Origin of the sequence: Bradyrhizobium sp., assembly GCF_049581145.1 — a bacterium.
In the GTDB taxonomy this organism is placed as follows: Bacteria; Pseudomonadota; Alphaproteobacteria; order Rhizobiales; family Xanthobacteraceae; genus Bradyrhizobium.
Genome location: NZ_JBAURI010000758.1, coordinates 1 through 20,583, shown reverse-complemented (window position 1 = coordinate 20,583; position 20,583 = coordinate 1). Strand labels below are relative to the sequence as shown.

Genomic DNA, 20,583 nt, shown 5'->3' with positions numbered 1-20,583 from the left:
GTAGACGCCGGCGACGTCGGAGGGCTGGTAGATGTGGCTGACGCGGCCGTGCAGCACTGTCCTCGAGCCGCCGAACACGAGGCCGTAGTCGAGCCCGCCGGTCGACAGCGGGTAGATCCGACCGTGGAAATTCAGCGTGCCGCTGCCGCCGGAGCCGCCGATGATCCAGCCGGCCTTGTAGATCACCAGCGACACGAAACCCTCATCGGCGGAGGCTGCCGAGGGCAGCGCGGCGCCAGCGAATACGATGAGCGCGAGCAGCACAGCTCGGAGTGCGGATGACATCTTCATGGCTATGGTCTCCCCGGGGATGTTGTCGGCAGGCAGCCCGAACCAGGCCGCGCGCTCTCGAGTGTAGCAAGTAAGGTGCGGATCGGCCAACGGATCGGCGTCAGGCGCGCCGTCGACAGGTCCGCCATATTTGGCGGCGATCACCGGTACAACAGGACCGCAAACGACCGCCCGCTCAACGCAACGACGCCAGCTCGCGCGCGACATTGTCGCGAGCCTGCCGGTCATAGCGAGCGGCAAGGCCGGCATCGGGAAAGATCACCGGGCGGCTTAGGAACTCTCGCAGCACCTTGGCGCGGCCGGCGCGATAGTCGTCATCCGCGACATGAGCGAACTCCCGCCGGATCGCTGCGGCATAGGCGTCGTAGCGCGCGGGCTCCGCGCCGAGCGTGCTGAGATCGATCGATACCAGGATGGCGCCGAGGCGGTCCGAGGGTTCGACCCGATGCGTCTTGGTCAGCCGGATCAGGCGGCCGACCTCCTGGCGCAAATCGGGACGCAGCTTCGCCTCGGCGAGCTCTGCGCTCAGTTCCTCATTGTCCGACCGGGTCGGATCGTAGACCACATCATGCCACCAGATCGCCTCGGTCAGGATCTCGTGCTCGGCCGTCGAGAGATCGCCGACGCCGGCGAGCACAGCGAGACAGTCCTCGATATGGGCAAGGTCATGGTAGTAGCGGCCGGGTGCGGTGTAGGTGGCCATCAATACAGCGCGGGTCATGCGCGCGGGTATACGGCGCGAGCGCGGGAAATGAAAGATGTCCCGCGAGCGCCGCGTGGCCTCGCTGGCGGGACGGTAATCGGATCGCGACGGGTGTCGCCCGAATGCACCACCCGGCGCGCGAATGTGCGCGCGACGATCAACTCCGCGACAGGCGGGCCAGGATCGGCGGCCTTTCGGCTTGAAACCGGCGCGCTTTTGCCGCAGCAATGGCTCGTCCGCGCTAGCGCGCAGGAACCCGCCTCAGCGCGTCTCGCGCCCCGGAGGCCACCCCCGACATTTTCAACAGGAGATCTTCATGCGTCGCGCCACCGCCCTCTTTGCCGCCGCCGGCTTCGCCGTCGCAGCCCTTGCCGTCGCAAGCCCCGCGCAGGCCGGCTACTACCTGATCCGCTGGGACAACACCGGCGTCTGCCAGGTCTGGAGCGAGAATTTCACGATGAAGCCGATGCGCTGGCCGTCGGACTACAAGGTCGTCAGCAAGCCGGTGCCGACCTTCACCGACGCGATGGCCATGAAGGAGACGATGCGGCAGAAGGGCCATTGCAACTGGTAAGCGGCGCGATCATCGGCCCGCAGCCCGGATGGGCGTAGCGATATCCGGGAGACGAAAAAATCAGCTCCCCAGACATGATCACCGGCTGGCTTTGTCGCGCTTGGTGATCATGTGTCCCCACCCCGGCGCAAAATTCGCCGATACCGAAGCAGACCCGAGCCCAATCCCGGATGTCGCTTCGCGCATCCGGGCTACATGATGTATCCTCTGCTAAAACCACAAGCAGAGGAAACTCCCATGGCCCTTCTCGACAATCACATCGCGGTCGTCACCGGCGCGGGCTCCGGCATAGGCCGCGCGATCGCGGCGGGTTATGCGCGCGAGGGCGCGCGCGTCGTGCTGCTCGACATCAACGAGAACGCGGCAGCCGAGGCTGCCAAGGAGATCCGCGAGACCGGCGGCAAGACCGACAGTTTCGCGCTCGACGTCACCCGGCGCGAGGACTGCGTCGCGGTCGCCCAACAGGTCGCCGACAAGGTCGGCCCGGTCTCGATTCTCGTCAACAATGCCGGCATCACCCGCCGCAACGCTTTTGCCGGCGATGCCGACGCGGTCGCGGCAGACTGGCACGACATCATGGCGATCAATCTCAACGGGCCGTTCAACGTGACCCATGCCTTCCTGGAGCCGCTGCGCGCGACCAAAGGGCGCGTGGTCAATATCGGTTCGATCCAGTCCTTCATGCACCTGCGCACGCCGACCTCGCCGGCCTACACCGCCTCCAAGCACGGCGTGCTTGGCCTGACCCGGGCGCTCGCCGCCGAGCTCGGCAGGCACGGCATTCGCGTCAATGCGATCGGCCCCGGCTTCATCGAGACGCCGCTGAACGCCAAGGTGCGGGCCAGCGATCCGGCGCTGGTGAAGACCTTCATCGACCATACCCCGCTCGGCCGCGCCGGCCAGCCGGACGACATCGTCGGACCTGCGATCTTCCTCGCCTCCGACCTGTCGTCCTACGTGACCGGATCAATCGTGATGGCGGATGGCGGCTACCGCACGGTCTGAGCTGGGCGATTGTTCCGACCGGGCGCGTTTGACACTACCCTCTTGCTTCGCCACGCTGCGCGAAAACGACAAGATGGAAACGCGCCATGTCCAACGCCCCGCAATACGACATCGACGTCGCCGCGTTCTGGGCCGATCCCTACCCTGATCTGGCGCGGATGCGGCGCGAGGCGCCGATCGCCTTCGTGCCGCAGCTCGGCTCGACCGTCTTCACCCGCCGCGACGACATCTTCACCCAGGAAAAACGCATCGACGTGTTCTCGTCCCATCAGCCGAACGGATTGATGAACACGCTGATGGGCCACAACATGATGCGCAAGGACGGCGAGGCGCACATGAACGAACGCGCCGCGATGTTCCCCGCGGTGTCGCCGCGCACGGTGCGCGCGAGCTGGCTGACAAGATTTCAGGCCCATGCCGATCGGATCCTCGAGGAGCTCGCGCCGCGCGGCACGGCCGATCTCGTGAAAGCCTTCGCGCTGCCGCTGTCGGCGGAATGCCTGAAGGACATCACCGGACTCACCAACATGCGCTTTGCGGACATGGACGCGTGGTCGCAGGCGATGATCGACGGTATCGCCAATTACAACGGCAACAAGCAGGTCGAGGCGCGCTGCCATGCCGCGACCGCCGGCATCGATGCCGCGATCGACGACATGATCCCGGTGCTGACGAAGCATCCGGACAGCTCGATCCTCAGCGTGCTGCTCGCGGCCGGACAACCCATCGACAGCGTGCGCGCCAATGTCAAGCTTGCGATTTCCGGCGGCCAGAACGAGCCGCGCGACGCCATCTCGGGCGCGACCTGGGCGCTGCTGACGCATCCCGAGCAGTTGTCGCTGGTACGCGACGGCCGGGCGCAATGGATCGACGCCTTCGAGGAATATGCTCGCTGGATCGCGCCGATCGGGATGTCGCCGCGCCGCGTCGCCAAGCCCTGGAGCTACGGCGGCGTCGATTTCGAGCCAGAGGACCGCGGGTTCTTCATGTTCGGCTCGGCCAATCGCGACGAAGCCTGCTTTGCCGAGCCGGACCGCTTCGACATCACGCGCGATACCGGCAAGAGCATCGCCTTCGGTGCCGGCCCGCATTATTGCGCCGGCGCCTTTGCCTCGCGCGCGATGGTCGCCGACGTGGCGCTGCCAAGCCTGTTCGCGCGGCTGCAGGGGCTGCGGCTCGACCGCGCGGAGCCGGTCCGGATCGGCGGCTGGGCGTTTCGCGGGCTGCTCACTCTCAAGGTCGCATGGGATGGGAGTTAAAGGATGGGAGTCAGAGCGCACCGCCACGCAGCCGGCGGCGCGCCCATGCGCCAAGTATCACGGCGAGCGCGATGATGGCGACCCATGCCGCGGTCAACTCGATCGCGCGCAGCAGGAAGGCGGTCAGCACCGCCCATGACGCCTGCGCCTCCTCGGAATAACCGATCGGAACGACGTCGGGAACCAGCAGCTGCGCGGCGCCGACGCTGACCACGAAGCTCAAGGCCGCAAACCAGAAGATCGTCCAACCCGCCTTCATCGATCGCATCATCCGGGCTTACCATCGCGAGCCGACATTCCGTGGCACGAACGGCTGCCATGACGATTGATGTTGATCAACCCCGCGGATCGCTTGCAGTGCCAGCCAAGGTCGGCGACGGTTGCAAGATTGCCATTTGAGTCGTTTTTCGGGAGTTGTGAGCGTGGCGGATGATTCGGTAACCCGGCAAGCCCGACGGAATCCAACCGGGCCGCAGGACTATTCCAGACGAAAGAGCCTCGGCAGCGCACGCGGCAAGCCGGGGCCCGCCGGCAAGCCTGGGCCGCAAGGCCGGCCCGGAGCGCAAGGCAAGCCCGGAGCACAAGGCAAGCGCGGCGAGCCGGGACCGCAGGGAAAGCCGGGACCACAGGGACCGCCCGGTTCACGTGGCGAACCTGGTCCGCCCGGCGAACTGCCGTCGATCGAGCTGGTCAAGCCCTGGCTGTTCCAGATCTTCGAAGCCTGGGAGGAGCATCGGAAAGCCCGCGAGCGCGACACCGCCGAACGCGAGGCGATGCAGGTGTTCGAGCGCGCCGTCCTCACCGAAATGGATGGCGATCCCTTCATGTTCAGCGACGAATCGGACGACGACGGCGAGCGCCGGAAGAAAGACAAGAAGGACAGGAAAAAGAAGCACAAGCACCGCGACAAGCAAGAAGACTAGCCGGGCCGCGAAGAAAGACAGCAGATCCGCATCCCGGCTACGCCTACCCGAATCGCAGCTTCGAGCGTTCCCGCGCCTTGTCCGCCTCGATGTCGCGGTCGCGCGCGGGCGCCTGCGTGTGCAGCGAGGTCAGAAGACGCCTCGCCGCATCGGACACTTCGGCGACCGCGCGGTCGAACGCCGCCGCGTTGGCCTGCGACGGTTTGTTGAAGCCGGACAGTTTGCGCACGAATTGCAGCGCGGAAGCATGGATTTCCTCATCCGTCGCCGGCGGCTCGAAATTGAACAGCGTCTTGATGTTGCGGCACATCACTTTCTCCCAGCCTGGTCCTCGACGAAGTCGACCGACGGCGGTCCGTTCCAAGGACGCCCGGTCCGGGCAAAATCCTACATCGCACAGCCTTTTTGTCATAGACTGGCGCAGTTCCGTCAACGCCAGGCGCATTCAACCAAGCGAGGTCCGATGTCTCACGTCACCTACAAAATCGTCCAGCACGACGGCGGCTGGGCCTACACCGTCGACGGCGTGTTCTCGGAAAGCTTTGCCAGCCACGCCGCAGCGCTCGCAGCCGCCAGACGCGCGGCCGAGGAACAGCGCACGCCGGGGCGAACCGAGCTGATCGAATACGAGACCGCGGACGGCAAATGGCACACCGAGACTGCCTCCGGCGCCGACCGTCCCGACACCGATGTCGAGGACAGCGCCTGACCGGCGCCATCTCCCTCAGCAAGGCAACCTCGCGCCAAGCCGTTCGAAGAATGCGCGGCCTCTGGCCGTGAGGCGCAGCGCCCGCGCGATGCGAAGCGGCGCGACACAGCGCGTTTCGGAAAGCCGTTTCAGAATAGCGGTGGGAAACGGGCCGGAGAGATGGGGGACACGCTCGGTCCAGTCATTGCACAGCCGGCAGTGCGGCGAACGTGATGGCTTGAAATCGATGCCCTCGGATCGGCACCACAAAAGGCCGCGGTCGGTCACCTGCCCGGTCCGGCCATCGAGCACAACGAGCCCGCGGCGAACCAGCGCATCGCCGAGCCACACGCCGAGCCGACCCGCCAGATGGCAGTAGCAGGTGCGGAGCTGGCGCAGTTCCTCGCAAGGCAATGCCCATCTGCCACGCCCGTTGTCCAGCTTGCCGGCAAGATGGACGAGGCCCTCGATCAGCGCGGCGACGTCGTGATCGACGATCCGGTAATATCTGAACCTACCCTGCGGCCAGGCCGAGAGCACGCCCGCGTCCACCAGCTTCTGCAAATGCGCGCTGGCGCCTTGCGGCGACAGACCGGCGAGCGCCGCCAGTTCGCCGGCCGGCATCGCCTTGCCATCGGCAAGCGCGCTGACGATCGCTTCGCGCGCCGGATCGCCGAGCGCCTCCGCGACACGGGCGAAGCCGGCTTGGGTGGATGGCCGGGGAAACGTCATTCGAACTCCGCTGCGTGCGAACGGCCATCACCATAGCCGATATTGCCGGAACTCATTTCAGGATTCGATGAAACATCGTGCCGCCCGTCGCTGCGATGCTCCCGCGCCATACCACCAGAGGAGCCAGCCATGAGCAGCGAAACCAGCCGGGACGACATCGAACGCATCTACAGGCTTTGGGACGACGCGTTGGGCAGCAGGGACCTGGACGCTGCGCTGTCGCTTTATGCGGATGACGCCTCGATCGAAAGCCCGCTCGTTCAACACCTTCTGAACACGAGCGAAGGGATCGTGCAGGGCAAGGACGATCTGCGGAGCTTCATCGCCAAGGTGTTTCAAACCAACCCGCCGCAGCGCAAGCGCTTCAAGCAGGGCTTGTTCACCGACGGCCGTGTGCTCACCTGGGAATATCCCCGCCTCTCGCCGCACGGTGACCAGATGGACCTGGTCGAGATCATGGAAATCGCGGACGGGCGGATCAAGCGCCACCGCGTCTACTGGGGCTGGTACGCGCTGCAGACGCAGATCCTCAAAGGTTAGCCCGAACAAATTCCGCGTTGCCGTCGCGCGCCTCTCGGCCGGACCCGCTCCGTATGCTAGGCTTCGCCCGAGCGGCGCAGGTTAGCCCAGGGAGAAACTTAAATGAATCGTTCATGCGCGGCGCTGGCGGCCGCCCTGGTCATGACGTCGGTGAGTGCAATGGCGGCGGACTATCCCGCGCCCAAAGACGGCGACTGGATCGCGAGGGATTTCAAGTTCCACACCGGCGAGACCATGCCGGCGTTGAAGCTGCACTATGCGACCGTAGGCGACCCGAGCGGCCAGCCGGTGCTGGTGCTGCACGGCTCCGGCGGCTCGGCGGCGAGCATGCTGACGCCGACATTCGCCGGCGAGCTGTTCGGTACCGGCCAGCCGCTCGATGCCTCGAAATACTACATCATCATTCCCGACGGCATCGGCCACGGCAGATCGGCCAAACCGTCCGACGGCATGAAGACATCATTTCCGAAATACGACTATGCGGACATGGTCGATGCGCAGTACCGGCTGGTGAAGGAAGGCCTCGGCATCAAGCACCTCCGGCTCGTGATCGGCAACTCCATGGGCGGCATGCACACCTGGCTGTGGGGCGTGCGCTATCCGGATTACATGGACGCGCTGGTACCGATGGCCTCGCAGCCGACCGAGATGGCGGCGCGCAACTGGATCCTGCGGCGCATGATGCTGGAGACGATCCGCAACGATCCCGACTACAACGGCGGCAACTACACGGCGCAGCCGCGGATGATGAAATACGCCATATCGGCCTATCGTTTCGCCAGCGCCGGCGGCACGCTCGGCTATCAGGCGCTGGCGCCGACCGCCGCGAAGGCCGACAAGATGGTCGACCAGCAGCTGGCGTTGCCGGCGCCGAGCGACGCCAACGACTTCATCTATCAGTGGGAGGCCTCGCACGACTACAATCCGTCCGCCGAGCTCGAGAAGATCCGGTCGACCGTGCTCGTGATCAACGCCGCCGACGACGAGCGCAACCCGCCGGAGACGGGCGTGACGGCAGCGGCGATCAAGCGCATCAGGAACGCGCGCCTCTATCTGATCCCGGCCAGCACCGAGACGCGCGGGCATCTCACGACGGGCAACGCAAAGTTCTACGCCGAGCAATTGAAGGACTTGCTGCAGACCGCGCCGCAACACGCGATGTGAGAAGTTTCGCACCGCATCAAACCGCGCCGCGCCGCGAAAAGCTCAATATTTGAGCGTGCAACGGCGGGGCAGCTCGGGCTTAATCGCATCACACGTCGAATCGTTCGCGTGGCGGATGCCATTTGCGACCGACGCAACAAGCGATGCGGTGGAGGATCGCATGCGAAGGCTGACGCAGATCGTCCTGCTGGCGTGGCTGCCGGCGCTGACCAGCGCGGCGCTCGCCTTCGACAACGGCCAGTACGACAACGTCCCCCCCGACATCCGCGCCTGGTTCAAGGGCGTGGTGGCACCGAACGGCGTGCCCTGCTGCGATATCGCCGACGGCCATCGCACCGACTATGATTTTCGCGACGGCGCCTATTGGGTGCCGATTGAGGGTCAATGGATGGCGGTCCCCGACCGCGCCATCGTCCGCGACCGCGGCAACCCGGTCGGGCAAGCCGTAGTGTGGTACGTGCATCACGGCGGCAGCATCATCATCAGCTGCTTCGTACCCGCCGACGCGGTGTAATATCGGCGGCTGCCGTCGATGGCGCGCCGCGTCCGATGGTACAACGCGCGGCGCCATGGCGGCGCCGGGCGCGCCGTGCTCTAAGTCAGCACATGACCGTCCATGCAGCCAATGACAAAACCCGCGCGGTAATGCGCTGGATACTCGCGGCGCTCTATGTTGCGGCGGGCATAGCGCATCTGATGGCGCCGGACGACTTCCTGGCGATCACGCCGTCATGGGTTCCGTTCGCCCCCCAGGTCATCCTTGTCACCGGATTGTGCGAACTGGCCGGTTCCATGGCGCTGGTCACGAGGCCGCTGCGCTGGTGGGCGGGGGTGGCGCTGGCGGCCTACGCGATCTGCGTGTGGCCCGCGAATTTCAAGCACGCTATCGACGGCATTGAATTGCCCCATATCACCAACAGCTGGCTCTATCACGGCCCCCGCCTGGCCTTTCAGCCGGTTCTGGTGTGGTGGGCGCTCTATTGCGCAGAGGTCATCGACTGGCCGTGGCGGCGCGCCCGATAAGCGGTGGCCGGCGCTACTGGGCGATGATATCGTTTCGGGGGCACGATCTTTCCTGGGAGTCGACCGTGAGCGATCTCGAAGCCTGTGACCTCGCCGCGATCTACCGCAAGCCGACGCCGCGCGTCATCGCCAAGGCGCGGCCCGAGATCGACGTGCACGCGAGAAACTTCATCGCGATGTCGCCGTTCTGCGTGCTCGCCACCTCGGGCTCCGACGGCAGCGTCGACGCATCGCCGCGCGGCGGCAATCCCGGCTTCGTCCATGTCGAGGGACCGAACGGCTTGTTGATGCCGGACCGTTCCGGCAACAACCGGATCGACAGTTTTCGCAACATCGTCGAAGGCTCGGGCTTGCTGCAGCTCATCTTCTTTGTGCCCGGGATCGACGAGACCTTGCGCGTCGGCGGCAGGGGCCGCCTGACGACCGATCCGGACCTGCTGGCGTCGATGGTCGAGTTCGGCAAGCCGCCGCTCGCCGTGCTCCGAATCGAGGTCAGGGAGGCCTATTTCCATTGCGGCAAGGCACTGATGCGCTCGCAGCTGTGGTCGCCCGAGACGAAGGTGACGCGGGCGGACTTCCCGAGCATCAGCCAGGTGATCCATGACCAGACCACGCTTGGCGAGCCGGAAGACCAGGCCGTGGTGGAAGCGCGCTACAAGACGCAGCTTTGATTTCACCAACGAAACTTCAGACCAGCTAAAGCCTCACCGGATGAGGAGCCTGCCCGCGTCACGGCCGGGCCTGCGCGTCCGAAGGACGGCATCGCTTCCACTGGCTTATGGTCCCGGCCATCCACCTCCGCTTGAGCTTTTGGCCAAGACTTGGATGCCCGGGCTTTCGCCGCGCCGAAGCGGCTTCGGCCCCGCAGGCGGGACAGGCCCGGTCGTTCCGACGGTTTTTTGCGTTGCTCTCAGCTCTCGCTTTCGAGCCCGCCGACATGCTTCTGCGTGTAGAGCTCGAGCCCGATCCGGCCGATCAGATCGAGCTGGGTTTCGAGGAAGTCGATGTGGTGCTCCTCGTCCTTCATCAGGCTTTCGAACAGGTCGCGGGTGACGTAATCCTTGACACTGTGACAGTGGGTCGCCGCCTCCTGATAGAGGTTGCGGGCGCTGATCTCGGCGGCGAGATCGCAATCGATGACTTCCTTGACGTTCTGGCCGATCCGCAAGGGGTCGAGCACCTGCATGTTGGGAAAGCCATCGAGAAAGATGATGCGGTCGGTGATGCGGTCGGCGTGAGTCATCTCCTCGATCGACTCCTTGCGCCAGACCTTGGCCATCTCCAACAGGCCCCAATTGTGCAGCAGCCGGAAGTGCAGCCAATACTGATTGATCGCGGTAAGCTCGTGACGCAGGCCCTTGTTGAGAAACTCGATGACCTTCGGATCGCCCTGCATGATTCACTCCAGCGGTTGAGGCATGACGAGCAGGCCCCGTCAGCGGATTTAGAACATGTCTAAGTCTAATTGCGAGCGCCAGCAACCCGCGTGCCGAACAGAAGGCGGCGAAATATCGGGCCTGACTAATGGGCTTGCATATCCTGGATTCAGGAGGCGGCGAGCGCGAACTCCGCGAACTCTCCGTCGTGCTGCTGCGCGCCTGCCCGGCTGTGCGGGCATCCCGGCTGGCAGGCCTTGGCGCAGCTGCCAAGAGCCTCCTCGATGATGGTCTTGACTGTGCTGGCGCAGCGGCCGCATTCGACGCTGCAACCCAGGCAACCATAGACCTGCCTGGCATTGCGCGGCAAATCGTCCGCGGCGCTGACCGCGCTGCGGACATCGTGGTCGCTGATGACGTTGCAGGAACAGACGATCATGGAGACGCGCAGACCTTTGTTGGAGTGCAATCATCGATATTTAACAGCGCGCCAGGATGCAAAAGGAAAAACCGGCTTTTGAAGCGATTCCAAACTGGGCTGCATTCGGAAGACAATCTAGAATAGGCTCAAGGGTCGCAACTTGTGGTAAATCAAACGCGCTCCTCCGTGACCTTACTGGTGCCAGCCGCGTCAACTGCCTCCGGCGACCCCGTCGCCGGCCCGCCGTCGCCGGTCCCGACTCTGCCCATGTCCGGCCCACCATCAGTCGGATTGCTCGAGCCATCTGTTGCCGCATGATCGTGCCGATCCGACCGAAGAAACCGGGACCATCGAGCCGGCGCGCGACAGCGCGGCGCCACCGCGCGTCGGCCGCGCGGAACGGACCGCAGCGATTATCGGGATGACGACCGGAATGCGCCACCGGTGCCATCCATTCCTGCCCAGCCGTCATTTTGTGCAGTGCAATATGAGGCAACCCGGAGCCGGGTAGCCGCGGAAGGCCGCGGCCGGTCCATTCATTGATCGTTCAAGCGGAATGTGAAACTTTCTCGCGCATTGGGATGAGTTCCCGAGTTCGAATCGTCCCGGCCTCGTGAGAAAGGGTACGCCATGAATTCACCATTGATGGCATTCGTCGCTGCCGCCACGCTCGCTGCCGCTTCGCTGGCATCGCCCGCTCCTGCCCACGCCCAGCGCGGCGTCGCAGCCGGCGTCGCCGCGGGATTGATCGGTGGCGCCATCGTCGGCGGCGCGATCGCATCGAGCCCGTATTATTACGGCCCCGGCTATTATCGCCCGGGCTACTATGGCCCCGGCTATTATGGTCCGGGCTATTACCCCGGCCCGGCCGGCTACTATGGTCCTGCCTATAGCGGCCCTCCCTATGGCCCGTGCACCTGGCAGCGTCAGCGCTTCTGGGACGGTTACGGCTGGCGCGTGCGCAGCGTGCGGGTCTGCGGCTGATCCGTTCACCTTCATTAAATTTGCGATAGGGCCCCGGATACCGGCCATTTTCAGGGAGCAGCTCAGCTCATAGCCCGAAAAGCACCGTTTTTCTCGGGCTGCTGTGTCGCTGCGTTTACTTTGGATTGACTGTTTCAGCGTTTTTCTAACGATACGGCCAGTCCGCAACACCGCGTAAAGAGTTCCCTCTCAACCGGGCGCTTGCCCCCAAGCGCCAACCCAGGAGACCCAAAGAGATGAAGAAGACAATTGCTGCCCTGCTCGCGATCGCGACGATCGCCGGCTCGTTGGTGTCGGTTGCGCCGGCTGCGCACGCCGGCGGTGGTGCCGTTGCCGCGGGCGTGGCGGGCGGCCTGATCGGCGGCGCGATCATCGGCGGCGCCATCGCCTCGGCCCCGCGCCCCTATTACGGGCCTGCCTATTACGACGCACCACCTCCGGGCCCCGGTGGCTGCTACTACCGTCGTGAGCGCTTCTGGGATGGTTACGAGTGGGCATTCCGCCCGGTACGGGTTTGCTACTGAGCTCTTGATCGGCGCATCAACGCGTTCCGGGGCCCGGCCGAGACAATCGGCCGGGCTTCGTTTCTTAATCTTGGCTTTTCGACTGTTCGGTTTTGAAAATCAGCGCGCGGCGCTGATCGAATGCAGCACTGCTTCGCTCGGCCAGCAATCCACCTTCAGCCCCGCGGATTTCTGATAGGCCCCGAGTGCCGCGCGGGTCTGCATGCCGGCCTTGCCGTCGATCTTGTCCTTGTAGAGCCCGATCCGCGTCAGCCCCTGCTGCATCGCCTCGACATCGGCGGTGCGCAATTGCGTCGAGGCCGACCACGGCGTCTCGAACGGCAGCGGGCTTGTCATGCGGTCGCTGAGATGGCCGACGTAGAGCACATAGAGATCGGAAAAATTATATTCCTTGATCACGAAGTAGTTCTTGGTGGCCAGGAACGCCGGACCATAGATGCCCTCGGGCTGCAGCAGCGACGCCGGCTCCGCCTGCTCGGCCGCGCTGAGCCTCTCGCCGCGCACCGGCACAAAACCATCGCGCAGCCATTCGCCGATCGGCTTGGTCACCTCCGGCACGCCCATGGTGCAGTCGGCGTTAGCCGGCGCATGCACCTCGTAGGCCCAGCGCACGCCGCTCTGCCAGCCCTTGTTGACGAGCTGTTGCGCCGCGGAGCCGAGCGCATCCGGCACCGAATGCCAGATGTCGATGCGGCCATCGCCGTCGAGATCGACGCCATGCTGGTAATATTCCGACGGCAGGAACTGCGTGAGCCCGGTAGCGCCGGCCCAGGACGACCGCATGTCCTTGCGCGTCACCACGCCCTGGCCCAGGATCTTCAGCGCCAGGATGAATTCGTTGCGGTACTTGTCCTTGCGCCGGCCGACATAGGCCTGCGTCGCCAGCACGCGCAACGCGTCGTAAGGCAGCGTGTAGCGGCCGAAATCGGTCTCACGGCCCCAGATCGCGAGCACGACGGAAGCGGGCACGCCGAAGCGGCTTTCGATCGCGGAGAGCGCGGGACGATATTGCTCCATCAGTTTTTTCCCATCCGCCGCGAGCCGCGCAATGCTGGCTTCCTTGATGTAGTCGGCCGGCACCTGCACGAACTCGGCCTGCGCCGGGGCGCCGGTCGCGGGGCGGCCGGGCAGGATCAGGTCGGGTAGCTTGTAATCTGGCTCGAGGCCGCGGGTTTCAGTATCGAATGTAGCATGCGATACGCCGGCGGCTTCCGCGTCGGGCCACAGCGAAGTGACGAATTGCGTGAAAGCTGCGTCGGCTGCATGGGCTCGGATAGGCAGCAGCGCCAAAAACAAGAGGCCCCAAAAGGCCCGATGTATACTTGACGACGACAAATGGCTCACGCCTCGGTCAGATCGAGTCGCCTTTCGACCCGCTCCGGCCGCTCCGACACACGATCCACACGCTCCGGCAATTCGGCGAGCTTGACATGCACATGTGCCACCTCGCGCTCATGCGAACAGATGCGCTGCTTGACCTCACGCCTATCGTGACGCGGCACATCGACCGCGCCGCGAATATGACGCTCGAGAACGATGTTGTCTGGCTCGACCATGACATGAGCTTATCATGACGCCGGCACATTGGGAACTGCGACGCCCAAGGTGGCGCCGATTGGCACACGGACCGTCAGCGGCGTGGCTTGCTGCGCCCCGAGCCCCTATCTCACCGCCACGATGAAAATCCGCGGGAACCGGAACAGCACCTTGCCGTTCGCCTGCGGCGGATAGGCGGCGGCGATGCGCGCACTATACTCAGCGAGATATTGCTTGCGCTCGGGCGCCTCCAGGAGATCGAGGAACGGCCGCAGGCCGGTTCCCTTGACCCATTCCACGATCGCCGCGGCATCTGCGAGCACGTGATAATAGATCGTATGCCAGATCTGCAGGTGCGCGCAGAGCGGCACCAATGCATCGCAATAGGCGCCGGCCGTCGGCAGCGCCTCGCGCAGTTGCGCCTTCGCGGAGAGCTGGTTGCGCCACGGCTCGAGCGCCGCGACCTCGCGCATCAGCACATGGGCGGGCTCGTTCAGACTGTCGGGGATCTGCACCGCGAGCATGCCGCCGGGCGAAAGCGTGCCGACCAGCCGTTGCAGCTGCTTGAGGTGACCGGGCACCCATTGAAAGATCGCGTTAGCAAACAATACGTCGGTGCCTTCCGGGGGCACCCAATGCGCCACATTGGCTTCGACAAACGTCTGCTGCGGCAAACGTTGGCGGGCCTGCCGCAACATGTCGGCGGAGGTGTCGATGCCGACGACCGCGGCGCTCGGCCAGCGGGCAACCAGGAGCTCGGTCGAATTTCCCGGTCCGCATCCGATGTCGACGATCTTGTGCGCCTCGATCAGCGGGATCTGCGCCAACAGGTCGCGCGATGGCCGTGTGCGCTCGTCCTCGAATTTGAGATACTGCTCCGCGCTCCAGTCCACCATCGCCGCCGCCCGACTATCGCGTCAGCTTCTTGTACTTCAGCCGATGCGGGATGATCGAGTCCTGGCCGAGCCGGCGCATCTTGTCCGTTTCATAGTCCTGGAAATTGCCTTCGAACCATTCGACGTGACTGTCGCCCTCGAACGCCAGCATATGCGTCGCGATGCGATCCAGGAACCAGCGGTCATGGCTGATGATCACGGCGCAGCCGGCGAAATCCTCCAGCGCCTCTTCCAGCGCGCGCAGGGTGTCGACGTCGAGATCGTTGGTCGGCTCGTCGAGCAGCAGCACGTTGGCGCCGGATTTCAGCATCTTGGCCAGGTGCACCCGGTTGCGTTCGCCGCCGGAGAGCGCACCGACCTTCTTCTGCTGGTCGGCGCCCTTGAAATTGAACGACGAGCAATAGCCGCGCGAGTTGACCTCGCGCTTGCCGAGCAGGATCAGTTCGTTGCCTCCGGAAATCTCCTCCCACACCGTCTTGTTGCCCTCGAGGCTGTCGCGCGACTGATCGACATAGCCGAGATGCACGCTTTCGCCGACCGTGATGCTGCCCTTGTCCGGCTTTTCCTGGCCGGTGATCATCCGGAACAGCGTGGTCTTGCCGGCGCCGTTGGGGCCGATCACACCGACGATGCCGCCCGGCGGCAGCTTGAAGGTGAGATTGTCGATCAAGAGGCGATCGCCGAAGCTCTTGCTGAGGCCTTCGAAGTCGACGACGTTGTTGCCGAGCCGCTCGGCGACGGGAATGATGATCTGCGCGGTCTGGCTCTGCTTGTCGTTCGCCTTCTTCAGGAGGTCCTCGTAGCGCTGATAGCGCGCCTTGGATTTGGCCTGGCGCGCCTTCGGCGAGGCCGCGATCCATTCCTGCTCGCGCGCCAGCGTGCGCTGATGCGCCGCCTCCTCGCGGCCCTCCTGCTCGAGCCGCTTCTGCTTCTGCACCAGCCAGGACGAGTAGTTGCCCTCATAGGGGATGCCCTTGCCGCGGTCGAGCTCGAGAATCCAGCTCGTGACATTGTCGAGGAAATAGCGGTCGTGGGTCACGATCAGGATCGCGCCGGGATAGTTGCGCAGATGGCCTTCCAGCCAGGACACCGATTCGGCATCGAGATGGTTGGTCGGTTCGTCCAATAGCAACAGATCGGGCTGGTCGAGCAGGAGCCGGCACAGCGCGACGCGCCGGCGCTCGCCGCCGGACAGCTTTTCGACGTCGGAATCGTCGGACGGACAGCGCAGCGCGTCCATCGCCTGGTCGACCTTGCTGTCGAGATCCCACAGGCCGGCTGCCTCGATCTGGTCCTGCAGGCTGGTCATCTCGTCGACAGTCTCGTCGGAATAATTCACCGCGAGCTCGTTGTAGCGATCGAGGATCGCCTTCTGCTTGGCGACGCCCAGCATGACGTTGTCACGCACGCTCAGTTTGGTATCGAGCTGCGGCTCCTGTTCGAGATAGCCGACGCGGGCGCCCTCGGCGACCCAGGCCTCGCCGTTATAGTCCTTGTCGAGGCCGGCCATGATCTTGAGCAGCGTCGATTTACCGGAACCGTTGACGCCGAGCACGCCGATCTTGGCGTCGGGATAGAACGACAGATGAACGTTATCGAGCACCTTGCGGTTGGGCGGATAGGTCTTGGACAGACCCTTCATGAAATAGATGAATTGGCGCGCCATCGCGGTCCCTGGAATCGGTTGGATTTGACGGAAATTTGCTGCGGCTGATGTAGCGATGTCGCCCTGAAAGGGCAATGTTTTCCATCCGTTCACCACGGATGAATACCGGATCGATACCATGTGTGCGGCAGATCACGACAATTGCAACTTTGTTTTAATAAATCACGCCAAGACTCGCTTCAGCGCTGAAAAAAGCGCCACACGCGGCAAAAGCCGCGGCCAAAACAGTGAGACCGCGTCATGGCAACGATCACGTCAACCACGCTCTCCTCCACGTCCGCCGATCGCGCGAGCGGCCTCAAGGCGTTCTGGCGCCACTTCTTCGCCACCGCCTTCAACCCCTACCGGCCGGAACTGCACTATATGCGCGGCCCCGGACCCGCCTGGCGCGCCAAGTACGGCGCCGAGGCGACGTTCCGGCCACGCACACTCTAGCTACCGGTATTTTTACGGCCTCGGGTGCTTGCGCGCCGCTCGATTGCGCGCAACCATGGCATCTTCTCCGACGACATTCGTCGTGACGATGCCATGAACGGACCCTGCCCATGACGCGGCTGCGCTGTGCAATTCTCGATGACTATTTTGATGTCGCGCTTTCGATCGCGGACTGGTCTGCGATCGCCGATAACGTCGACGTGACCGCGTTCAACCAGCCGTTCGCATCCGAGGCAGCCGCCGCCAGTGCGCTCAACGACTTCGAGATCATCTGCGCGATGCGCGAGCGCACCGCGTTTCCGAGCAGCCTGTTTGCCGCGCTGCCCAAGCTCAAACTCCTGATCACCTCAGGCATGCGCAACGCCGCCATCGACATCGACGCCGCCAAGGAGCGCAACGTCGTTGTGTGTGGCACGCAATACGGCCAGGACCCGACCGCGCCGCTCGCGATGGGCCTGATCCTGGAGCTGACCCGCGGCATCGGCCGCGAGAACGCCCGCATGCACGCCGGCGAACCCTGGCAGAGCTTTGCGGGCATCGAAATCGAGGGCAAGACGCTCGGCGTGATCGGCCTCGGCAAGCTCGGCAGCAAGATCGCGAGCCTCGGCAAGGCGTTCGGCATGAACGTGATCGCCTGGAGCCCGAACCTGACGGCCGACAAGTGCAAGGCGGCCGGCGTCGGTTATGCGCGCAAGGAGGAGTTGTTCGCTCAGGCCGACGTCATCAGCATCCATGTGGTGTTGAGCGAGCGCTCACGCGGCCTGGTCGGCGCGTCCGATTTGGCGCGGATGAAACCGAGCGCCTATCTCATCAATACCTCGCGCGGGCCGATCGTCGACGAGCAGGCGCTTCTGGAAACGCTGCGGCAGAAGAAGATCGCAGGCGCCGGCATCGACGTGTTCTCGGTCGAACCTTTGCCGGTCGATCATCCCTTCCGCAGGCTCGACAACATGGTGCTGACGCCGCATCTCGGCTACGCCACACTCGACGGGCTGCGCGCGCATTACGGCCAGATGGTCGGAACGATCGAAGCGTGGTTCAAGGGCGAGCTGCCAAGACGAATCGCCTGAAGACGAATCGCTGTCGGCCCGATCGCGTGGACTGAAGGCCACTCTCTCATCACGCCCGCTGTCCCGCCTGCGGGACTGAAGCCCCTTCGGCGCGGCGAAGGCCAGGGCAGCCCCGTCTTGAAGTCTCCGATGCAGCAAAGACGTCGACGGCGGGCGCAGGTCAGTGGAAGCAACGCCACCCTTCAGACGGCCGGAGGCCGGGCCACAACAGCTGCACGGGAGCGGCCAACAGCGCCGCGCCCGAGACACATTGCAAGACAGCTCTCAGCGCACCGTGACGGGGGCCGGCAGCGGCGGCACCACGGTTGGCTCAGTGCCGGGCAGCGGGCCACTCGGCATCCGAGCGTAGGGTTGCGCAACCGGGCCGCCGGCAGCGCCAGGCATGGGCGCGGCCGAAGCGGTCGTCATGCCCGGAGGCGGACCACCCGGCAACACCACCACGCGGGTGCCGACCTTGACGCGGTCGAACAGGTCGGAGACGTCGTCGTTGAGCATGCCGATGCAGCCCGAAGAGACGAACTTGCCGATCGTCGAGGGCTGATTGGTGCCATGGATGCGATACACGGTCGAACCCAGATACATCGCGCGGGCACCCAGCGGGTTGCCGGGGCCGCCAGCCATGAAGCGCGGCAAATAGGGCTGCCGCTCGATCATCTCGCTCGGCGGGAACCAGTCCGGCCATTCCGACTTCTTGGTGATCTTCTGGACGCCGGTCCAGGTGAACCCGTCGCGACCGACGCGAACGCCGTAGCGGATCGCCCGCCCACCCCCCAGCACGTAATAGAGGTAGGTGTTGGGCGTATCGACGACGATGGTTCCGGCGGGTTCCTTGGTGACGAATGCGACTTCCTGGCGGCGCAGGTTCGGCGCCAGCTGCGCCGGTCCCGTTTCCGGCTGTTCTTCGGGCGGTAACGCTGCGACAGCCGCCGGCCGGCCATCCTGGCCCATTGCGGGCGACTGCACCGATCCGGTCGCGCCACCAGGGCCGACCGGCCCGGGCGGCCGCAAACCGCCATCGTCATCGGCAGAGCCAGGCGCGACGCCCGGACGATCGGCATAAATCACCGGCGGGGGACCAGCCGGACGGCCATAGCGGGGATCATCGGGCGAAAGAACGGGTCCCGTCGGCGCGGCAGAATACACCGGCGGTGCACCCATCGGCCGGCCGTAGCGCGGATCGTCGGGCGACAGGATCGGACCGGTCGGCGCGCCGCGATCGGAATAGACCGGCGCGCCGGCGGCCTGGCCGTAGCGCGGATCATCTGGCGAGACGATCGGACCGGGCGGCGACAACGCCACCGAGCTCGGCGCCCCCTCATCGTCATCAACCCGATCGAAGTCCGGTGCGCCAACGGCCGCACCGTTGCGCTCCTCGGCCGGATAGGCCGACCGCGGGTAAGGCGGCGGATCCGACGAATAGATGGCTCCTGGCGGCTGCGGATAGGCCTGTTGGGCGTGCGCGAGCGACATACCTGCCGCACCAGCCGCCATGGCAGCACAAATCGTCAGAATGGGTTTGATCATCATGTTGTTGTATAGTCCCCGAGCCGACACCGGACCAGCTACTTGGAAATGACGGAAGATCGCGGCGCATTCAAGACAAATCCGGCCACGCGATGCCGGAATCCGCATTTTGTGATGTTCCTTCAACTCGTTGCAAGGAAGCCGCATCGGCCAAAAAACGTCGGCCCCGGACCCGTTCGAGACTTGCACTGCGGCTTTTTAACAAATGTTAAACATAGCTTGCGGTAGTGTTACGGAGCCTGATTCGCGGCCGCGAAGATGGGTCATTCAGTGATCACCGCGTTCCTGACGGTTCAATAGCCTTTGCAGCAACGCTGCCAAGGCGGAATTTGCTTCGCAATGCTCCCTGGGTTCCGCTTTCTGTTCGCTGCGATCGTGCTGTGCATGTCGATTCTGGTCTTTGGCCTCGGCGCAGCCTCGCTGTTACGGGCCGCGCACGAGGAATTCGCCAGCAACCCGTCGTGGCGCGCCGCGCCGGAGACCAGATTCGCGGAACAGGAGGCCGCAGCCCCTCCGGTTCTCGCCATGCTGCGGCTCGAACCCGGCACCTCCGATCAGAAGGATGCGCAGGCGATCGCGGTTCCTGCCACGCCGGCGGTCGCCGTTTTGCCGGCGCCGGAAGCCGCAACGAACATCGCGCCAGCCCAGCCGGACTCCGCGGCTGCACCATCCGACCCCAAGACCACCGCGGCGTTGAGCCTGCCGGCATCCTCGAGCCCGCAGGCATCGCCGTCTGGCCCGGACAATGCGGAAACAGCCAAAGCTGAGACAGCCAAGCCCGAGGCAACCAAGCCCGAGGCAGCCAAGCCTGAGGCAGCCAAGCCTGAGACAACCAAGCCTGAGACAACCAAGCCTGAGACAACCAAGCCCGAAACGGGCAACGCGGAAGCCGGCAGCCCGCAAGACACGCCGGAACAGCCACCTTCGCAGGGCGCGTCGACAGCAGCCCCGCCTGTCGGGTCCACGGATAAACCTGCCGCAGCGGCCGAACCTCAGGTCGCGGCCACTGCCCAGAAACCAATGGGCGACGGCACGACCGCCGCGCCGCAAGCTGCGCCTGCGCCAACCGAGCAACCGAACGCACCGACAGAGCCGGAGTCCGATCCGATTGCCGCCAAGATCGCCACGCTGGGTGGTCCGCCGGTGACCATCGAGACGACCGATGCGGTGACGGCGCAGGCCACGAAGGAGCGCAGTCTGATCAACAAGCGCCTGCGGGCCGAGCGCGCCAGAGCGCGCCGTCAGCAGC

Annotated in this window: 27 protein-coding genes; 15 read left to right on the top strand and 12 right to left on the bottom strand. The window is 64.8% G+C overall.

Annotated features, from left to right (window positions below; genetic code table 11):
• On the bottom strand, positions 1-291 hold a 291-nt coding region (locus WCB02_RS24900; protein ID WP_423962353.1), incomplete at its 3' end, for a hypothetical protein.
• 175 nt (positions 292-466) lie between these two features.
• On the bottom strand, positions 467-1,012 hold the full coding sequence (locus WCB02_RS24895) for a phosphohydrolase (RefSeq protein WP_423962351.1): 546 nt from the start codon (positions 1,010-1,012) through the stop codon (positions 467-469).
• A 298-nt stretch (positions 1,013-1,310) separates the two neighbouring features.
• Between WCB02_RS24895 and WCB02_RS24890 the strand changes: the two genes are divergently transcribed.
• From WCB02_RS24890 to WCB02_RS24880, 3 genes are all read left to right on the top strand, one after another.
• The gene (locus WCB02_RS24890) at positions 1,311-1,568 is read left to right on the top strand and encodes a hypothetical protein (RefSeq protein ID WP_423962350.1); all 258 of its coding nucleotides are present in this window, start codon (positions 1,311-1,313) and stop codon (positions 1,566-1,568) included.
• Between the two features lie 237 nt (positions 1,569-1,805).
• A complete protein-coding gene (locus tag WCB02_RS24885; RefSeq protein WP_423962348.1) occupies positions 1,806-2,573 on the top strand; it encodes an SDR family NAD(P)-dependent oxidoreductase in 768 nt (255 codons plus the stop codon).
• An 86-nt stretch (positions 2,574-2,659) separates the two neighbouring features.
• The gene (locus WCB02_RS24880) at positions 2,660-3,832 is read left to right on the top strand and encodes a cytochrome P450 (protein WP_423962345.1); all 1,173 of its coding nucleotides are present in this window, start codon (positions 2,660-2,662) and stop codon (positions 3,830-3,832) included.
• 10 nt (positions 3,833-3,842) lie between these two features.
• Here the strand turns inward: WCB02_RS24880 and WCB02_RS24875 are convergent, their stop codons facing one another.
• On the bottom strand, positions 3,843-4,091 hold the full coding sequence (locus tag WCB02_RS24875) for a hypothetical protein (protein ID WP_423962344.1): 249 nt from the start codon (positions 4,089-4,091) through the stop codon (positions 3,843-3,845).
• A gap of 163 nt (positions 4,092-4,254) precedes the next feature.
• Between WCB02_RS24875 and WCB02_RS24870 the strand changes: the two genes are divergently transcribed.
• Positions 4,255-4,755 (top strand): collagen-like protein, encoded by a 501-nt coding sequence (locus WCB02_RS24870; protein WP_423962342.1) that lies wholly within the window; start codon positions 4,255-4,257, stop codon positions 4,753-4,755.
• Between the two features lie 43 nt (positions 4,756-4,798).
• Here the strand turns inward: WCB02_RS24870 and WCB02_RS24865 are convergent, their stop codons facing one another.
• Positions 4,799-5,065 carry a DUF2277 domain-containing protein gene (locus tag WCB02_RS24865; protein ID WP_423962341.1) on the bottom strand — a complete coding sequence of 89 codons (267 nt, stop codon included), beginning with the start codon at positions 5,063-5,065 and terminating at the stop codon, positions 4,799-4,801.
• A 153-nt stretch (positions 5,066-5,218) separates the two neighbouring features.
• Between WCB02_RS24865 and WCB02_RS24860 the strand changes: the two genes are divergently transcribed.
• Entirely contained in the window at positions 5,219-5,464 is a 246-nt protein-coding gene (locus WCB02_RS24860; RefSeq protein WP_423962338.1) for a DUF2188 domain-containing protein, read from the top strand.
• Between the two features lie 15 nt (positions 5,465-5,479).
• Here WCB02_RS24860 and WCB02_RS24855 read toward each other — a convergent pair whose 3' ends face one another.
• A complete protein-coding gene (locus WCB02_RS24855; RefSeq protein WP_423962336.1) occupies positions 5,480-6,175 on the bottom strand; it encodes an ArsR/SmtB family transcription factor in 696 nt (231 codons plus the stop codon).
• A 129-nt stretch (positions 6,176-6,304) separates the two neighbouring features.
• On the opposite strand from WCB02_RS24855, the gene WCB02_RS24850 reads away from it, so the two are divergent.
• The 5 genes from WCB02_RS24850 to WCB02_RS24830 all read left to right on the top strand — a co-directional run bounded on the left by WCB02_RS24850 (position 6,305) and on the right by WCB02_RS24830 (position 9,573).
• On the top strand, positions 6,305-6,715 hold the full coding sequence (locus WCB02_RS24850) for a nuclear transport factor 2 family protein (RefSeq protein ID WP_423962335.1): 411 nt from the start codon (positions 6,305-6,307) through the stop codon (positions 6,713-6,715).
• 102 nt (positions 6,716-6,817) lie between these two features.
• Positions 6,818-7,879 (top strand): alpha/beta fold hydrolase, encoded by a 1,062-nt coding sequence (locus tag WCB02_RS24845; RefSeq protein ID WP_423962333.1) that lies wholly within the window; start codon positions 6,818-6,820, stop codon positions 7,877-7,879.
• A 160-nt stretch (positions 7,880-8,039) separates the two neighbouring features.
• Positions 8,040-8,393, top strand: a complete 354-nt coding sequence (locus tag WCB02_RS24840) for a hypothetical protein (RefSeq protein WP_423962331.1) — start codon at positions 8,040-8,042, stop codon at positions 8,391-8,393.
• Between the two features lie 92 nt (positions 8,394-8,485).
• A complete protein-coding gene (locus WCB02_RS24835) occupies positions 8,486-8,902 on the top strand; it encodes a DoxX family protein (protein WP_423962329.1) in 417 nt (138 codons plus the stop codon).
• Between the two features lie 65 nt (positions 8,903-8,967).
• Positions 8,968-9,573: a pyridoxamine 5'-phosphate oxidase family protein gene (locus tag WCB02_RS24830; RefSeq protein WP_423962327.1), complete on the top strand. Its 606-nt coding sequence runs from the start codon at positions 8,968-8,970 to the stop codon at positions 9,571-9,573.
• 239 nt (positions 9,574-9,812) lie between these two features.
• Here the strand turns inward: WCB02_RS24830 and bfr are convergent, their stop codons facing one another.
• Together bfr and WCB02_RS24820 are read right to left on the bottom strand one after the other, a co-directional pair.
• Positions 9,813-10,298 carry a bacterioferritin gene (gene bfr, locus WCB02_RS24825; protein WP_423962325.1) on the bottom strand — a complete coding sequence of 162 codons (486 nt, stop codon included), beginning with the start codon at positions 10,296-10,298 and terminating at the stop codon, positions 9,813-9,815.
• A gap of 149 nt (positions 10,299-10,447) precedes the next feature.
• Positions 10,448-10,717, bottom strand: coding sequence for a (2Fe-2S)-binding protein (locus WCB02_RS24820; RefSeq protein ID WP_423962324.1), 270 nt, complete (start codon positions 10,715-10,717; stop codon positions 10,448-10,450).
• 612 nt (positions 10,718-11,329) lie between these two features.
• Between WCB02_RS24820 and WCB02_RS24815 the strand changes: the two genes are divergently transcribed.
• Complete coding sequence (locus WCB02_RS24815; protein WP_423962322.1) at positions 11,330-11,683, top strand: hypothetical protein; 354 nt, start codon at positions 11,330-11,332, stop codon at positions 11,681-11,683.
• A 236-nt stretch (positions 11,684-11,919) separates the two neighbouring features.
• Positions 11,920-12,207 (top strand): hypothetical protein, encoded by a 288-nt coding sequence (locus WCB02_RS24810; protein ID WP_423962320.1) that lies wholly within the window; start codon positions 11,920-11,922, stop codon positions 12,205-12,207.
• 99 nt (positions 12,208-12,306) lie between these two features.
• Here WCB02_RS24810 and WCB02_RS24805 read toward each other — a convergent pair whose 3' ends face one another.
• The 4 genes from WCB02_RS24805 to ettA form a co-directional block, all read right to left on the bottom strand.
• The gene (locus tag WCB02_RS24805) at positions 12,307-13,503 is read right to left on the bottom strand and encodes a lytic murein transglycosylase (RefSeq protein ID WP_423962319.1); all 1,197 of its coding nucleotides are present in this window, start codon (positions 13,501-13,503) and stop codon (positions 12,307-12,309) included.
• 44 nt (positions 13,504-13,547) lie between these two features.
• On the bottom strand, positions 13,548-13,763 hold the full coding sequence (locus WCB02_RS24800) for a hypothetical protein (RefSeq protein WP_423962317.1): 216 nt from the start codon (positions 13,761-13,763) through the stop codon (positions 13,548-13,550).
• A gap of 105 nt (positions 13,764-13,868) precedes the next feature.
• Complete coding sequence (gene tam / locus WCB02_RS24795) at positions 13,869-14,639, bottom strand: trans-aconitate 2-methyltransferase (RefSeq protein ID WP_423962315.1); 771 nt, start codon at positions 14,637-14,639, stop codon at positions 13,869-13,871.
• Between the two features lie 13 nt (positions 14,640-14,652).
• Positions 14,653-16,305 carry an energy-dependent translational throttle protein EttA gene (gene ettA, locus WCB02_RS24790; RefSeq protein WP_423962313.1) on the bottom strand — a complete coding sequence of 551 codons (1,653 nt, stop codon included), beginning with the start codon at positions 16,303-16,305 and terminating at the stop codon, positions 14,653-14,655.
• Between the two features lie 240 nt (positions 16,306-16,545).
• On the opposite strand from ettA, the gene WCB02_RS24785 reads away from it, so the two are divergent.
• Positions 16,546-16,740: a hypothetical protein gene (locus WCB02_RS24785; protein ID WP_423962312.1), complete on the top strand. Its 195-nt coding sequence runs from the start codon at positions 16,546-16,548 to the stop codon at positions 16,738-16,740.
• Between the two features lie 110 nt (positions 16,741-16,850).
• Positions 16,851-17,810: a D-2-hydroxyacid dehydrogenase family protein gene (locus tag WCB02_RS24780; RefSeq protein ID WP_423962311.1), complete on the top strand. Its 960-nt coding sequence runs from the start codon at positions 16,851-16,853 to the stop codon at positions 17,808-17,810.
• Between the two features lie 264 nt (positions 17,811-18,074).
• On the opposite strand, the gene WCB02_RS24775 is transcribed toward WCB02_RS24780, so the two are convergent.
• Positions 18,075-19,334, bottom strand: a complete 1,260-nt coding sequence (locus WCB02_RS24775; protein WP_423962310.1) for a L,D-transpeptidase family protein — start codon at positions 19,332-19,334, stop codon at positions 18,075-18,077.
• Positions 19,335-19,673: 339 nt separating this feature from the next.
• Between WCB02_RS24775 and WCB02_RS24770 the strand changes: the two genes are divergently transcribed.
• A partial coding sequence (locus tag WCB02_RS24770; protein WP_423962308.1) for a hypothetical protein occupies positions 19,674-20,583 on the top strand: 910 nt, incomplete at its 3' end.